The organism is Nonomuraea sp. NPDC050733, from assembly GCF_040654215.1.
Classification (GTDB): Bacteria; Actinomycetota; Actinomycetes; order Streptosporangiales; family Streptosporangiaceae; genus Nonomuraea.
In genome coordinates, this window is record NZ_JBFAHO010000004.1 from 98,632 (window position 1) to 113,135 (window position 14,504).

A 14,504-nucleotide genomic window follows, 5' to 3' on the forward strand; every position below is an offset into this window, starting at 1 on the left:
GACGGCCGGGGGTCAGCGACGGTGGCGGCCCCGGGCGGCCTCTGCCGGCTCCTCCCGGGGCGGCGCCAGCAGACTGTGCCGCCGGCCGTACAGCAGGTAGACCAGCATCCCGAACACCATCCACAGCCCGAACCACGCCCACGTCAGCAGCTGCAGGTTGACCATCAGCCACAGCGTCGCCGCCAGCGACAGCGCGGGCAGCAGCGGCGAGAGCGGCACCCGGAAGCCCTGGTCGAGGCGCGGCATCCGGCGGCGCATCACGATCACGCCCGCCGACACGAACAGGAACGCGAACAGCGCCCCCATCACCACGAGCTGCTGCAACGTGAACACAGGCGCGAACTCGGCCAGCAGGACCGCCACCACGCCGATCACCAGCGTCACCCGGGACGGCGTGTGGTACCTGCGGCTGATCGCGGACAGCCCGCGCGGGATCAGGCCGTCGCGGGCCATCGAGAACAGCACCCTGGTCAGCCCGACGATCAGCACCAGGATCACGGTCGTCAGCCCGAGCACGGCGCCGATGTCGATGACGTGCACCATCCAGTCCGCCCCGACGCCGCGGAAGGCGCTGGACAGCGGCGCGTCCATGGAGATGCGCGTGTACGGGGTCATGCCCACCATGACCACGGCCACCGCGATGTAGATGACGGTGGCCACGACGAGGCTGCGGATCATGCCCTTGGGCACCGCGCGGGGCGCGTTGACGGTCTCCTCGGCGGCGGTCGCGACGATGTCGAAGCCGACGTAGGCGAACGCGATCGCCGGCGCCGCCGCGAAGATGCCGGACCAGCCGAAGGCGTGGCTCTGGCCGACGACCACGTCGAAGACGGTCGAGGGCGCCACGTCCAGCGGCTCGGGCGGGGCGTACAGGTCGCCGAAGTTGGCGGCCTTGACGTACGTGGCGCCCACCACGATGACGGCGCCGATCGCCAGCAGCTTGGCCGCCACCATGATCCACAGGGCTCGCAGCCCGATGCGGGCGTTCAGGGCCACGACACCCGTGAGCACCGCCAGGATGAACAGCACGAGCAGGCCGCTCACCAGGTCCTGGTGGGGCAGGTGGAGCCCGAAGTCGGTGATGGCGCGGACCGTCAGCTCCGCCCACGCCTTGGCCACCACGGCGGCGGCGAGCTGTAACTCCAGGATCAGCGCGCAGCCGATGACCCACGCCCAGACCTCACCGAAGATCACGTAGGCGAAGGTGTAGGCGCTGCCCGAGGCCGGGATCGTGGACGCCAGCTCGGCGTAGCACAGGCAGGCGAGCAGGCTGGCGATGCCCGCGATCATGAAGGACAGGATCACGCCAGGCCCCGCCATGGTCGCGGCCTGCTGCCCGGCGATGCTGAAGATGCCCGCGCCGATCATCACGCCGAGCCCGAGCACGACGAGGTCGGCCGGCCGGTAGAGCTCGGCGAGACCGTGCCGGGCTCCCGTGCGCAGCCCGCTCGCCTCGGTCGGCGGCAGGCGTCGGAGAATCGTGGACAAAGCACACCCCACTCATGGGACTCGCCCACAGTGCCCCACCACTTCTGCAACAGCAAGCACGGGACGGTTACGCCCCGGTCACCAGCCAGTCAGCGCCCGCGGCCCGCCGGCCGAGCGTGATCAGACGTGCCACCATCCACACCCCGAGCGCGCACCAGAGAGCAACGATGCCGAAATCGGCCGCGACCAGGGCCGCCGGCAGGTACGCGAGCGTCGTCCACACCCCCGCCCACGCGAGGTAGCGCTGGTCGCCCGCGCCGATCAGCACCCCGTCGAGCACGAACACCACGCCGCAGACGGGCTGGAAGGCCGCCACGGGCCACAGCACCGCCAGGAGTTGCCCGGTGACGTCCGGATCGGCGTCGAACAGCCCGGGGAGCAGCGGCCGGGCCGCGACCACCAGCAGGCCGAGCAGCACGCCGGACCACACCCCCCAGCGCACCATGCGCACGGTCGCCGCCCTGGTCGCGTCCGCGTCGCCGGCCCCGAGGGTGCGGCCGGTGATCGCCTGTCCCGCGATCGCGATGGCGTCGAGCGCGAAGGCCAGCAGCGTCCACAGCTGCGTGGCGATGGCGTACGCGGCGAGCTGCGACTCGCCCATCCGGGTGGCGATCACGGTCCCCACGACCAGCACGACCCGCAGGCACACCGTACGGACGAACAGCGCGAAGCCGGCCATACCCGCCCGCCTGACGCCCGCCACGTCGGGGGTCAGCGGCGTGCCGAGCCGCCGGGCGCCCCTGACGACCACGGCCACGTAGACGACGGCGCCGAGCGTCTGCGCGAGCACGGTGCCCCAGGCCGAGCCGGCGATGCCCCACCCGAGCACGAGCACGAACCACGCGTTCAGTGCCGCGTTGAGCGCGAACGACCCGACCGCGACCGCGAGCGGGGTGACCGTGTCCTGGAGGCCGCGCAGCACGCCGGTGCCGGCCAGCACGACGAGCATGCCGGGCGCGCCGAGCAGGCTGATGCGCAGGTACGTGACCGCCTCGGCGGCCTGCTCCGGGCTCGCGCCGAACAGGCTCACGACGGCCGGCGCGAGGGGCCAGCCGAGCGCGACGAGCCCGAGGCCGATGCCGAGCGCCAGCCAGACGCCGTCCACACCGTCGCGCATGGCCCGCCCGTGCTCGCCCGCCCCGGTGCTCCGCGCCACGGACGCCGTGGTGCCGTACGCGAGGAAGACGCACAGGTTGACCATCGTCGCGAGGACGGTGCCCGCCACGCCGAGAGCGCCCACGGCGACGGTGCCCAGCCCGTGCCCCACGATCGCGTAGTCGGCCAGCAGGAACAGCGGCTCGGCCACCAGCGCGCCGAACGCCGGCACGGCAAGGCGGAGGATCTCCTTATCCTGGCGTGTAATGGGCATTTGCCTATTATGGCCCTTACCTGGCATGTCGGGCTAACTTTCTTTCCTCCACAGCCGGTGGACAGTGTTTCCCCTGGTCGGCCTCATGGTCGTTGAGAAGTGAACAAGTTATCCCCAGGCTCGTCCACAGAGCTTTCACATGTTGGGCGCGATAATCCACAGCTTGTCCACAGGGTTATCCACAGGCCGCGTTGCTGTCCGCCCGGGAAGCGGCCAAACTGTCAGACCGGTCGACTACAAGTGGGGGTGGTGCGACCGACGGAAGCTGTTGAGGGGGCACCGTGAGCATCGACGAGGAGACGGGCGCCGGCCCGGGTTTCGAACGCACACCGCCCAGCAACATCGAGGCCGAGCAGTCCGTCCTGGGCGGCATGCTGCTGTCCAAGGACGCCATCGCCGACGTCGTCGAGATCATCCGCTCCGACGACTTCTACCGGCCCGCCCACCAGATGATCTACGACGTCATCACCGACCTGTACGGCCGGGGCGAGCCCGCCGACGCGGTCACCGTCTTCGACGAGCTGCAGAAGCGCGGCGAGATGGCCAGGGTCGGCGGCGCCGCCTACCTCCACACGCTGACCGCCGTCGTCCCCACGGCCGCCAACGCCGGCTACTACGCCAAGATCGTCCGCGAGCAGGCCATCCTGCGCCGCCTCATCGAGGCCGGCACCCGCATCGTCTCCTTCGGCTACGGCGGCCAGAACGAAGAGGTCGACGACCTCGTCGACCGCGCGCAGGCCGAGATCTACAAGGTCACGGAGCGCCGCACCTCCGAGGACTACGCGCCGCTGGCCGACATCATGCCGGGCGCCCTGGACGAGCTGGAGGCCATCGGCAGCCGCGGCGGCCAGATGGTCGGCGTCCCCACCGGCTTCCAGGACCTCGACCAGCTCACCAACGGCCTCCACCCGGGCCAGATGATCGTCGTGGCCGCCCGCCCGGCAATCGGGAAAAGCACGCTTGGTCTGGATTTCGCCCGGTCCGCGGCGATCAAGCACGGCATGACCACCGTCATCTTCTCGCTGGAGATGTCACGCAACGAGATCACCATGCGTCTGCTGTCGGCCGAGGCGCGGGTGGCGCTGCACGCGATGCGCTCCGGCATGATGGGCGACGACGACTGGACGCGGCTGGCGCGCCGGATGAGCGAGGTGGCCGAGGCGCCGCTGTTCATCGACGACTCGCCCAACATGTCCATGATGGAGATCCGGGCCAAGTGCCGCCGCCTCAAGCAGCGCAACGACCTGCGGTTCGTGGTCATCGACTACCTCCAGCTGATGAGCTCGCCGAAGAAGACCGAGAGCCGCCAGAATGAGGTCTCGGAGATCTCGCGTGCCATCAAGCTGCTGGCCAAGGAGCTGGAGGTCCCGGTCATCGCGATCTCCCAGCTCAACCGTGGCCCCGAGCAGCGCACCGACAAGCGCCCAGCGGTGAGCGACCTTCGCGAATCGGGATCGATCGAGCAAGATGCTGACATGGTCATCCTGCTGCACCGGGAGGACGCGTACGAGCGGGAGTCGCCACGGGCCGGCGAGGCGGACCTGATTGTCGCCAAACATCGAAACGGACCGACCGCCACCGTTACCGTCGCCTTCCAAGGGCACTACTCCCGCTTCGTCGACATGGCTCAACACTAGGGTTGTCGTAGTCCGCGTTTCCGTGTCGTCTGTCTGTCGCTTGCGACATGAATCGCGGACTGGCAGGTCAGCTTGCTCCCTCGATCGGGTGACAACTGCTGGTGTCATGGTGACGGCGTAGACGAGATCGCCTTGTTGGGGTCGAGCGGCTATGCCGAACTCTCGCGTCATATCGTCCGCCGCGATCCAGGCCAAGGCGCCAAACGGTGCTGTGTCGGTCGAGGGCCGGTTCAGTCACGCACCGGTCGCGGATCTGCTCTGTGCCGGGCCATGACGGGTCTTCCGTTGGCATCGGGGCCAGCGGCACTACTCGGGTTCCTACTGGTCAGCCACCGAATCCTCGCATGTGATCGACGAGTCCAGGCTTGAGCCGGCGCGGCTGCTGTTCGCCGACTTCGACCCGTCGGTCTCACGGATCGTGGCGCAGCCGTTCCTGATGACAGCACACGTCGAGGGGCCGGGTGTCGCCATATCCCGGACTACCGCGGGTGCAGGCGCGCGAGGCGAGCCGCTACGCCGAACGGACACCCCCAGTCGCATCGTCCTCGGTGATGTCGGGTGGCCCGGTGACATATAGGGGGTGTGACTGTGGATGAAGAAGCAGACTTCACGCGCCTGTTCCAGGAGCACTATGAGTCGGTCCTTCGATATGCGTGGCGGCGCGTCGGCCCAACGGACGCCCCGGACATCGCCAACGAGACGTTCAGAATCGCGTGGGAGAAGCACCGGGAAATACCGCCCGATCGGCCGCTGCCATGGCTGTATGTCACAGCCCGGAACCTGATCCGGAACCTCGTCAAGAAGGAGAAGAGGCGCGAAGGACTGCTCGCGGTCCACGACGTCGGCGACATCGACGATCACGCCGTCGCGGTTGTCGCGCGGCAGGCGGCCTTGACGGCACTGAACAGCCTGAGCGAGAGCGACAGGGAACTGGTGCTGTTGGTCGCCTGGGAAGGGCTCGACCTCCGCGAAGCAGCCCAAGTTGCCGGCTGCTCCAGACCAACGGCCACGATGCGGTTGCACCGCGCCCGCAAACGACTCGAACAGTCCCTCGCCGACCACCCTCAGCACCAGCCGCAATTCGGGGAGAGTGCCGTATGAACCACGATGTCAGGCAGCTGACGATTATGCTGCGGGCGCACGATCCGGCCTCCGGCGTGCGCGCCGACCCATCGGATCTGGCGGCTCACGCGCGGCACATCATGGCCGCGTCCAGGCCACAGCCCGTGCCACGCAGGAGGACATGGAAGCCGGCGGTGTTCGCCGTGGCGTTGGGCACCGTCATCGCCGTGGCCGCTCTTGGTGTCGTGGTCTGGTCGCGACCGGCGGAGGCGCTGGACTTCACCAGGTCGGGCAAGGACTACATCGTCACCGTGAAGGACGTGTACGCCGCGCCGGAGAAGTACGCCGAGGAGTTCCGGGCGCGTGGACTGCCGGTCGAGCTGGAGCTGGAGCCGGTGTCGCCGAGCCTGGTGGGCAAGGTGGTCGGTGGTCAGGGCACGTCGGTCGAGGAGGAGACTCCGCAGATCGAGCCGATCCCCGACCCGAACTGCCCGGCTTTCGAAGACCCTTGCACGGTGAAGCTCCGGATTCCAGCCGATCTGGCAGGACCCAACAGCGTGATCCTGGGCAGACCCGCCAGGGAGGGTGAGAACTACACCACCACCGGCGAGATCAGCGCCCCCGGAGAGGTGCTGCACTGCGTGCCCTACATGCGCATGACGGTAGGGCAGCTTCGCGGTGAGCTGGCCAAGCGCGGGCTGGGAATCGACTCCTTCCGCGTGGGGCCCAAGAGAGAAGTTCGCCCGAACGTGCCCGATGCATGGTGGCCATCAGACGTGGTCTTGTTGGGGCGTACCAAGGTCGTCATTTATGCCGGTCCCCAACAGGCTGAGGCCTCGCCGTGGTATCACGACGCCCAAGCCGGGTGCACCGACGGCGGCTGAGCGCTGTCACGATACCTAGAAGACGGTTACACGCTCAGACAGCCAGGCCAGTAAATGCCCAGTTCAGAAGGCCACTGCGGAAGAGCCACACCCAAGGCCGATTTCACAGATGCTGTCTTTCCACCGGACGCCGAGAAAATGACACCAAGCGCGGAACGATCAAGGTGACACGGAGCGGGGAGCCGCCAAAACACCCAGCTCACAGGACCAGCATGTGACACCGAAACACGGAACCTACACATGGTGACGGGAGGCAGGCCGGTGACTGCTCCTTCAGTCCTCCAACATCTCCAGCAGCGTCTGTGAGCCGGCGGGGAACACCGTTCGTATCAGCTCGGCGCCACCGGCCACCGCCATCGCGCAGATCACCTCGACGCCCGGCGGAAGCCCGAGCCTCCCGAGCCGGTACGCCCAGGCGAGATCGCCGTCCTGCTCCTCCCGCCGTCCGTCGCCGGAGTCCACCGTGCGCCGCAGCGCCGCCGTCCACCAGGCGCCGGGCTCGGCCCGCAGGATCGCGTCGAGATCGGCCAGCGCGGCGTCGTGGCGGCCCGCGGACCGGTGCAGCACCGCCCGCACCGCCAGCGCGTAAGGGTCGCCGGGGTCGCGTGCCAGCCGCGCCTCCACCACGGCGGCGTCCTCCATGTGCGCCTCATCCGCATCGCGCAGCGCGAACACCATGGCCGCGAACTCGGCCGCTTCCGTCGTGCGCGTCTCCTCGACGGCGGCCCCGACCGCCACGAGCTCCCGCGCGGAGTCGGCGACCGTCTCAGCGAAGGACGTCATGAGGACCTCCTCCATCTGGCCGTCCAGGGTGGGCCCGATCTCCGCGATGCAGCGCGCGACCACAGGGGAGCCAGGCGAAAGGTGGTCGGCTCTCATCAGGTCGAGCTGCGCCTCGAACAGCCGGCCGAGAATCCGGTTGGCGAACCCGCGCAGGACCAGCGCGTGGACATGATCGGGCTCGCGTTCCAGCGCCAGCTCGGCGTCGGCCCGCGCATCCTCCGCCATACCGCGCTGCAGGGCCGCGTCACCACGGCTGACGTAGGTGTCGGCGTCGTCGATCCCGAGCTCGATGGCCCTGCTGAAGTCGGCGTACGCGGCGTCGTACAGCTTGAGCTCCATGTGGGCCTGGCCGCGGACCAGCACGGCGAACAGCGCCTCGGGGTCCAGCTCGATCGCCCGGTCCAGGTCGGCCACCGCCGTCGCGGTCCGGCCCCCGACTATGTGCAGGATGCCCCGCAACTCAAGGCTCTTGCTGTCGTCGGGGGTCGCGGCCAGCGCTACGTTCACGTCGGCCATGGCCTCCTCGGCCTGTGCGAGCTCGTACTTGACCCATGCGCGCTCGGTGTAGGAGTCGCTGTTGTCCGGGTGGAGCTCGATCGCCAGGTCCAGGTCCGCCAGCGCCTGCTCGTACCTCTTCAGCCGCAGGTTGACCCGGCCGCGCTCCGTGAACACGTACGACACGTCGGCGTTCAGTGCGACGGCCCTGTCCAGATCGGCCAGCGCCTCCTCCAGGCGTTCGTCGAGCCGGTGGAGGGTGGCCCGCCCGATCAGTGCCCAGAAGCTGTCGTCAGGGTCGATCTCGATCGCTCTGCTGTAGGCGTCGACCGCTGCCTCCGGGTCGTGCCAGAGCAGGTCACCACGGGCGGTGTGGACGCCGGCGTCGTCCGGGAAGAACGCGATCGCTCTGTCGTAGTCGGCCAGGGCCTCCTGCTCGCGGCCGGCGTCGGCCAGCGTGCGTGCTCGTTCGACGTAGATCCAGCCGAGGTCGGGATCGAGCTCGACGGCCCGGTCGAAGTCGGCGAGCGCGGCCTCGATGTGTCCCAGGGCGCTGAGCGCCTGTCCGCGCGAGCCGAGCGCGTAGGTGTGGTCGGGGACGAGGTCGATGGCCCTGGTGAACTCCTCGACGGCCGCTTCGTGGCGCTCCGCCAGCCGGTGTTCCTCCCCGCGCTCCGCCGCCTTCTCCGCCCTTGAGTTGGCGAGTTCCACTATTCCCCCACAGCAACGGAATCGATCAGTTATAGCCAACGACTCCGTATGCGCGGCGAAAGTTCCGAGGAGCTGAGACTTCGGGAATTCTGAAGGAGCTGCCGGCGGCGTCAGCGGCGAGCTGCGTGTAGCCACATCCCCACAGGTCAGGGACGGAGCGATCGCGCGCACTGAGCATCCAGGTCGCGGAGACCCTTCAGAAACTCCCCCGGATGCGGCCATCCGGGGGAGCAGGGGCGGGCGGGGGTCCGGGTCAGCCCAGCTGTTGGGCGTTCAGGCCTGAGAGGTGTTCGTAGGCGGGGCTTTGGGCGGGGTACACGACCTGGATGTCGATGGGGAGGGCCGTCCCGGGATCGACGCTGTGTCCGCCGTCGGCGGGGGAGCCGAGCAGGACGGCGCCGTCGGTGCCGTCGCGGAGGATCTCGCCCCAGAAGGTGTCGGCGAAGCTCTTGGACAGCGAGCTTCCCTCCGGCAGTCCACCGAAGCCCACGGCCCATCTCATGACGCGGGTGTCCTCGGCGTGCATCGTGAGCCGGTAGGAGTAGAGGTGCCCCGAACCTTCCGGCCAGCTGCCCCGCAGCTCCTGGTCGACGCGCAGATTCCCGACGAAGCGGGACGCCAGCGCGGACTGGGCCTGGTCGTTCCAGGAGCCGTTCGGACTCCCGGCCATGGGGATCTCCGACAGTCTCGCGATCGAGGCCCCACGCTCCACCGGTAGCGAGTGTCCCTGCTGGTCGGCGGCCGAGAAGAGCGCGTTGTCCTCGACCGTGTTGTTGACGACGGCGCTCACCCCGTCGCCGCTGTGGTCGAAGCCGTACTCGGAGAAGTCGTTGACGTACGCGCCCAGCGGGATGGCCAGGATCTTGTCGCCACGCCCCGGGGTCGTACCCGCGTTGAAGTCATTGGCCCGGTAGAGACAGAAGTGCCCCTCCGGGCACGCCTCGACCCCGTGGCCGTGGATCAGCTTCGGTTCCGTGTTGTCGCTCATGGTGCTCCCTTACCGTTGACGGCTGACGCGGCTGTCCCGGGAAGGGGCCGAACCGCGTGTGGGCAGGCGGCGTAGGCGGCCGCCGGCCGTGGTTGTCTCGCGAGTGTGTGCCGCAACCCTGCCCCTCGCGGGTCGCGGATGCTGTCTGTGTTCGCTGGAGCTACATATGGCGGATGGTGTAGGTCTGCGGGGTGGCGCGGTACTGGGCACGCGGTCGGCTGCCGCTGCCCCCGTCGGAGCTGGACCCGCTGTTGCGGACCACTACGGGCCGTTCGTCTTGCCACCATTCGACCTGGTCGCCATTGCCCAGGAACTTCCACCGCTGGCTGGAGGAGCGTACGGCGCAGACGTAGCCGTCGTCGGAGTCCAGCCAATGCATTCCTCCGTGACTACTTGGAGTGTTGAACTGTTGACATTAAGTAGTTACCCAGAGTCAGGACGGACCGCACCCGGATCAGCGGACCAGGTGTCCAGGTCGGCCTGCGGCCGGCGGCGGGTCCACGTCTACGCAGCCCTACGTATGCCACCCGTGCCAGGTACGCCCGTCGTCGTAGGCGGTCGCGCGTCCGGGCGGAAGTGTTCTCGCGCCCGCGAACCGTAGGATCGTGGCATGAAAGACCGCGTGGCGTCGTTACGCCTGCCTGTGCCGGCGCAGGACGTGTTGCTCACGGTCTTCGTCACCGTGATGCAGGTTCAGGGCACGGTGGTCCGCAATGCCGGCGAGGTGGTACAGCGTCCCCTCACCGATCTCGGGAACCTGGGCTACGTCCTGCTGGTCGTGAGCGGCGCGGTCGTCGCCGCCCGCCGCCGCTGGCCGATGCCGGTGTTCGTCATCGCCGCGCTGGCCAGCCTGGTGTACTACACCCTCGACTTCCCGGACGGGCCGGGCTGGCTCGGGCTCTTCGTCGCCCTCTACACCCTCGCCGCGTACGGTGACGGGCGCCGGTCGCTGGTCACAGCCGGTGCGGGTATCACGGTGCTCGCCGTCGTCTGGCTGGTCGCCGCGGCCGACGTCGAGCCACGTGCCGCCATCGGCTGGGTGTTCTTCCGGATCGGCGCGTCGGTCATGAGCGCGGCTCTCGGCGAGTCCGTCCGGTCCCGGCGGGTCATCGCGGCCGAGGCCCAGGAGCGCGCCGAGCTGGCTGAACGGACCCGCGAGGAGGAGGCGCGGGCCCGTGTCGACGCCGAACGGCTCCGCATCGCGCGCGAGGTCCACGACACCGTCGCTCACGCCATAGCGATCATCAACGTCCAGTCCGGTGTCACCGCGCACGTGCTCGACAGGAGGCCGGAAGTGGCGCGTGAGGCGCTGCGAGCCATCGAGCAGACCAGCTCCCGGGCGCTGCGGGAGATGCGGGCCATCCTCGGGGTGCTCCGCGACGACGACGGTGACGGTGACGGCAAGGACGGGCGCGGGCCGTACCCCGGGCTGGGGCAGATCGACGAGCTGACCGCCAAGGCGCGCGAAGCGGGACTCGACGTCAAGCTTGAGGAGACCTCGCCCGCGGCGCCGTTGCCGAGCGCGGTGGGGAGCGCCGCCTACCGAATCCTCCAGGAATCGATCACCAACGTGATCCGTCATGCCGGCCCGACCCGGGTGACGGTGGCGGTGAACCCCGGGGTCGAGGTGCTGGAGATCCGCGTGACCGATGAGGGCCGCCGTGCCGTCCCGGATGACGACCCCGCGGGCCCGCACCTGCCGGCCCGGCATCCGGCCGGCACCGGCGGCTCGGCCGAGCCCGGCCGGGGCATCCTCGGTATGCGCGAGCGCTGTCAGCTGCTGGGTGGAGAGCTCGACGCCGAACCGCTTCCCGGCGGCGGGTTCGAGGTCAGGGCACGACTGCCCCTCGCGCCGACCGGGTCGCGCCTGTGAACGCGGCGGCCGCGTCAGTGCCGGCCAACGCTCCGATCAAGGTACTGGTCGCCGACGACGAGGGTCTCGTACGTTCCGGGTTCAAGGTCCTGCTCGACCTCGAGGACGACATCACGGTGGTGGGGGAAGCCACCAACGGCGCCGAAGCCGTCGAGCGGGCTCGCGCCACTCGCCCCGACGTCGTCCTCATGGACATCCGCATGCCGAAACTGGACGGGATTCAAGCCACCGCGCAGATCGCCGGGACGCACGGGTTGGAGCGGGTCCGAGTCCTGATCCTCACCACCTACGACACCGACGAGTACGTCTTCGACGCGTTGCAGGCGGGCGCCAGCGGCTTCCTGCTCAAAGACGCCGGACCGGCCGAGCTGCTGCATGCCATCCGGGTGATCGCCGCCGGAGAGGCGCTGCTCGCGCCGCGGATCACCCGGCGCCTCATCGGCCAGTTCACCGCGCGACGAACAGCTGTCCGGACCGCGGAGGATCGGCTCGCGGTGCTGACCGAGCGCGAGCGCGAAGTGCTGGCTCTGGTGGGGCAGGGCCTGAGCAACCACGAGATCGGCGCCGAGTTGTTCCTCAGCCCGGCGACCGCGCGCACCCATGTCAGCCGCGCCATGGCGAAACTGGGTGCGCGCGACCGTGCGCAACTGGTCGTCATCGCGTACCGGACAGGACTGGTGAGCCGCTGACCGGCGGGCGCTCCCCGGGCCGGCTTCTCGCCGCCCGATCCGGCCCGGCCCTGTACGCGGTCCCGGTCAGGTCGCCGGGGATCTGAAGCCCTTGGCCGACAGGGCCGGGACCACCGCCGCGAGCACGGCCAGCAGCGCGCAGCCTGCCGTCACCGCGGCGACCGTCCCCCACGGCATCGCCACCCACGGCAGCGTGTCCCCGACCGGCCCGGTGAGCTGGACCAGCGCCGTCCACAGACCCAAGAGGCTGAGTGCCGTGGCCAGCGCGGCCAGGACGGTCCCGACCGCCACCACCAGCAGCGCCTCGCCCATCACGTACCTCAGGATCTGTGTCCGCGTCGCCCCCAGCAGCCGCAGCGACCCGCGCTCAGCCTCGCGGTCCGACGCGGCCATCAGCAGGGTGTTGACCAGGGCGATCGAGGTGTAGGCCAGCATGATGCACAGCACCACCAGCAGGCCCAGCCGGCTGGCCGAGGCGCGGCGCGTGTCGATCTGCCGCTCCCACGCGGCCTTGGTGAGGGCGTCGGCGTTGTGGCCCCGGGTGGCCTGCCGGAGCGCCGCCCCGACCTGCTCCGGCGTCGCACCGGGCCGCAGCTTGACGTACGCCCTGGACGGCAGGGCGGAGAAGGCGTGCGCCGGGGTGACGTAGGAGTCGGCGGCGGAGCGGTCGCCGAGCACGGCCGTGACCGTGAGGGACGTCTCGCTGCCGTCGGCGCGCCACATGGTGACGGACTGGCCGACGTTCAGCTCCCATGTCGCGGACACCGCGATCGTGTCGTCGCGGAGCCCGGCCAGCGAGCCGGCGACGACCGGCACGTCGATGCTGCGGAGCAGCGCCCCGGGGTCGACGGCCTCGGCCGGTCGCCGGATCAGCGCGGTCCTGCCTTCGAGGGTGTAGACGCTGGTCGGGGTGGTCGTGGTGACGTCGGCTCCCGGGATGTCGCGCAGGCGCCGGACGAGCTGCCGGTCGAGCCCGGCGGAGCCGGTGGGGATCACGACATAGTCGGCGCGTACCGGCCGGGTCTCCAGCGTGGTCCTGGCCGCGTCGCTCATGGCGGCGGCGCCGAGCAGCGAGGCGGCGAGGCCGACCGTGACCAGCACGGGCGCGGCCGTCGCGGCGGTCTGCCGGGCTGAGGCGACGGCCCCGGCGGCGACGACCGTGCCGCCGGCGCCGCGCAGCCGCTCGACGGGCCAGGTGAGCAGGCGGGTGACGGGCCGCACCACAACGGGCGCGAGCATGCCGACGGCGGCGACGAGCAGCATCAGAACCGGCATGTACGACTTGTTGCCGGTCGCGGACGACGGGTTGCCCACGGCCGTCACGGTCATGCTGACCAGCGCCGTGGCGAGGATCGCCAGGCCCGCGACCCAGCGGCCGGGCGTCATGGCGCCCTGCTCGACGCTCGACTCACGCATGGCCTCGGCCGCCGGCACCCGGCCCGCCCGCCGCGCCGACACGGCCACGCCGAGCAGCGCGACGACCACGCCGGTGCCGAAGGCGATCCACGACGGCACCCGGGAGGCGCTCGGCACCAGCCAGCCCGGAGCCATCCCCAGCCCGACCAGCCAGTCCAGGACGGGACGGGCGCCGAAGGGGCCGAGCAGCGCGCCGGCCGCGGAGGCGGTCACCGCAACCAGCAGGGCCTCGCCGTACACCATGCGCCTGACCTGGGGCACGGTCGCGCCGATCGTCCGCAGCAGGGCGAACTCCCGCCGCCGCTGCCCCACCGCGAAAGCGAACGTGGACGAGACCACGAACACGGCGATGAACCCGGCGAACCCGGCGGCGATGCCGACGATGGTGTTGGCGTTGTCCCGCGCGTTCTCGTCGGCCGCGCGGGAGGGGTCCGCGAGCGCTCTGCTCTGACCGGTCAGGACACGCGCCTTCCCACCGGCCACGGCCGTCACCTCGGCGGCGGGCTTCCACAGGGCGAGCGCGGTGACGCGCGGGGAGAGCCGGGCGGCCTGCGCGTCGGAGAAGAAGACGGTGGCCTCGGGGCCGGGGGACGTGACGCCCACGACCGTGTACGCGCCGGCGCCGGAGGCCGTGACGACGGACACCCGATCGCCGACCCGGGCGCCGCCGGTCACCGCGACCTCCCGCGCGGAGGCGGGGGCCCGGCCGGTCAGCAGCCGGTGCGGCGCCGTCCTGGCGGCGGCCCACGGGCGCCCCACGGCCGGAGGGCCGCCGGCGAGCTGCGCGGGGAAGGCCCGGTCCACGACCGCTCCGGGGAGGCGCGCGGCCACGTCGGCGGGGATGCCGCGGGGTTCGGCGAGGGGCGCGCTGCTGCCGCCCTGCCAGGTGGGCACGGTGAGCCGGTCGTCCGGCACGACGACGACGGGCGCGGCGGCGTAGCGCTGCGGCCCCCGGTCGGGGGCGCCGGTGGTGGTCGCGAGCACCTGGCCGAGCGCGGCGATCAGGGCGGCGCCGAGGGCCAGCGCGGCGAAGGTGCCGGCGAACGACACCCACCGCGTCCGCAGGGTGGCGAGGGCGATCCTCAGCATGACGTCTCCAGTTGCAGCAT

General features: G+C 70.5%; 10 protein-coding genes. 5 read left to right on the forward strand and 5 right to left on the reverse strand.

Annotated elements, in window-relative coordinates:
• Nucleotides 1-12: 12 nt before the first annotated feature.
• Both AB0H64_RS10015 and AB0H64_RS10020 read right to left on the reverse strand, forming a co-directional pair.
• A complete protein-coding gene (locus AB0H64_RS10015; RefSeq protein WP_357622416.1) occupies nt 13-1,488 on the reverse strand; it encodes an amino acid permease in 1,476 nt (491 codons plus the stop codon).
• A 67-nt stretch (nt 1,489-1,555) separates the two neighbouring features.
• Nucleotides 1,556-2,857: an MATE family efflux transporter gene (locus AB0H64_RS10020; RefSeq protein WP_357622419.1), complete on the reverse strand. Its 1,302-nt coding sequence runs from the start codon at nt 2,855-2,857 to the stop codon at nt 1,556-1,558.
• 281 nt (nt 2,858-3,138) lie between these two features.
• Between AB0H64_RS10020 and dnaB the strand changes: the two genes are divergently transcribed.
• The 3 genes from dnaB to AB0H64_RS10035 all read left to right on the forward strand — a co-directional run bounded on the left by dnaB (nt 3,139) and on the right by AB0H64_RS10035 (nt 6,440).
• Nucleotides 3,139-4,494 (forward strand): replicative DNA helicase, encoded by a 1,356-nt coding sequence (dnaB, locus tag AB0H64_RS10025; RefSeq protein WP_357622422.1) that lies wholly within the window; start codon nt 3,139-3,141, stop codon nt 4,492-4,494.
• Nucleotides 4,495-5,082: 588 nt separating this feature from the next.
• Nucleotides 5,083-5,595: a sigma-70 family RNA polymerase sigma factor gene (locus AB0H64_RS10030; RefSeq protein WP_357622425.1), complete on the forward strand. Its 513-nt coding sequence runs from the start codon at nt 5,083-5,085 to the stop codon at nt 5,593-5,595.
• A complete protein-coding gene (locus AB0H64_RS10035; RefSeq protein ID WP_357622427.1) occupies nt 5,592-6,440 on the forward strand; it encodes a hypothetical protein in 849 nt (282 codons plus the stop codon). Before AB0H64_RS10030 ends, AB0H64_RS10035 begins: the two co-directional genes overlap by 4 nt.
• Nucleotides 6,441-6,713: 273 nt before the next feature.
• On the opposite strand, the gene AB0H64_RS10040 is transcribed toward AB0H64_RS10035, so the two are convergent.
• The gene (locus AB0H64_RS10040; protein ID WP_357622430.1) at nt 6,714-8,429 is read right to left on the reverse strand and encodes a tetratricopeptide repeat protein; all 1,716 of its coding nucleotides are present in this window, start codon (nt 8,427-8,429) and stop codon (nt 6,714-6,716) included.
• A 253-nt stretch (nt 8,430-8,682) separates the two neighbouring features.
• The gene (locus AB0H64_RS10045) at nt 8,683-9,417 is read right to left on the reverse strand and encodes a hypothetical protein (protein ID WP_357622433.1); all 735 of its coding nucleotides are present in this window, start codon (nt 9,415-9,417) and stop codon (nt 8,683-8,685) included.
• Between the two features lie 610 nt (nt 9,418-10,027).
• Between AB0H64_RS10045 and AB0H64_RS10050 the strand changes: the two genes are divergently transcribed.
• A complete protein-coding gene (locus AB0H64_RS10050; protein WP_357622435.1) occupies nt 10,028-11,290 on the forward strand; it encodes a sensor histidine kinase in 1,263 nt (420 codons plus the stop codon).
• Nucleotides 11,287-11,979, forward strand: coding sequence for a response regulator transcription factor (locus tag AB0H64_RS10055; RefSeq protein WP_357622437.1), 693 nt, complete (start codon nt 11,287-11,289; stop codon nt 11,977-11,979). The genes AB0H64_RS10050 and AB0H64_RS10055 overlap by 4 nt, the downstream gene beginning before the upstream one ends.
• A 66-nt stretch (nt 11,980-12,045) precedes the next feature.
• Here the strand turns inward: AB0H64_RS10055 and AB0H64_RS10060 are convergent, their stop codons facing one another.
• Entirely contained in the window at nt 12,046-14,484 is a 2,439-nt protein-coding gene (locus tag AB0H64_RS10060; protein ID WP_357622440.1) for an FtsX-like permease family protein, read from the reverse strand.
• Between the last annotated feature and the right edge of the window lie 20 nt (nt 14,485-14,504).

Excerpts from the sequence above, each read along its gene's own strand:
- AB0H64_RS10020 (WP_357622419.1), bottom strand. The coding sequence starts at position 2,857 with ATGCCCATTACACGCCAGGATAAGGAGATCCTCCGCCTTGCCGTGCCG.
- AB0H64_RS10035 (WP_357622427.1), top strand. The coding sequence starts at position 5,592 with ATGAACCACGATGTCAGGCAGCTGACGATTATGCTGCGGGCGCACGAT.
- AB0H64_RS10045 (WP_357622433.1), bottom strand. The coding sequence starts at position 9,417 with ATGAGCGACAACACGGAACCGAAGCTGATCCACGGCCACGGGGTCGAG.
- AB0H64_RS10050 (WP_357622435.1), top strand. The coding sequence starts at position 10,028 with ATGAAAGACCGCGTGGCGTCGTTACGCCTGCCTGTGCCGGCGCAGGAC.
- AB0H64_RS10060 (WP_357622440.1), bottom strand. The coding sequence starts at position 14,484 with ATGCTGAGGATCGCCCTCGCCACCCTGCGGACGCGGTGGGTGTCGTTC.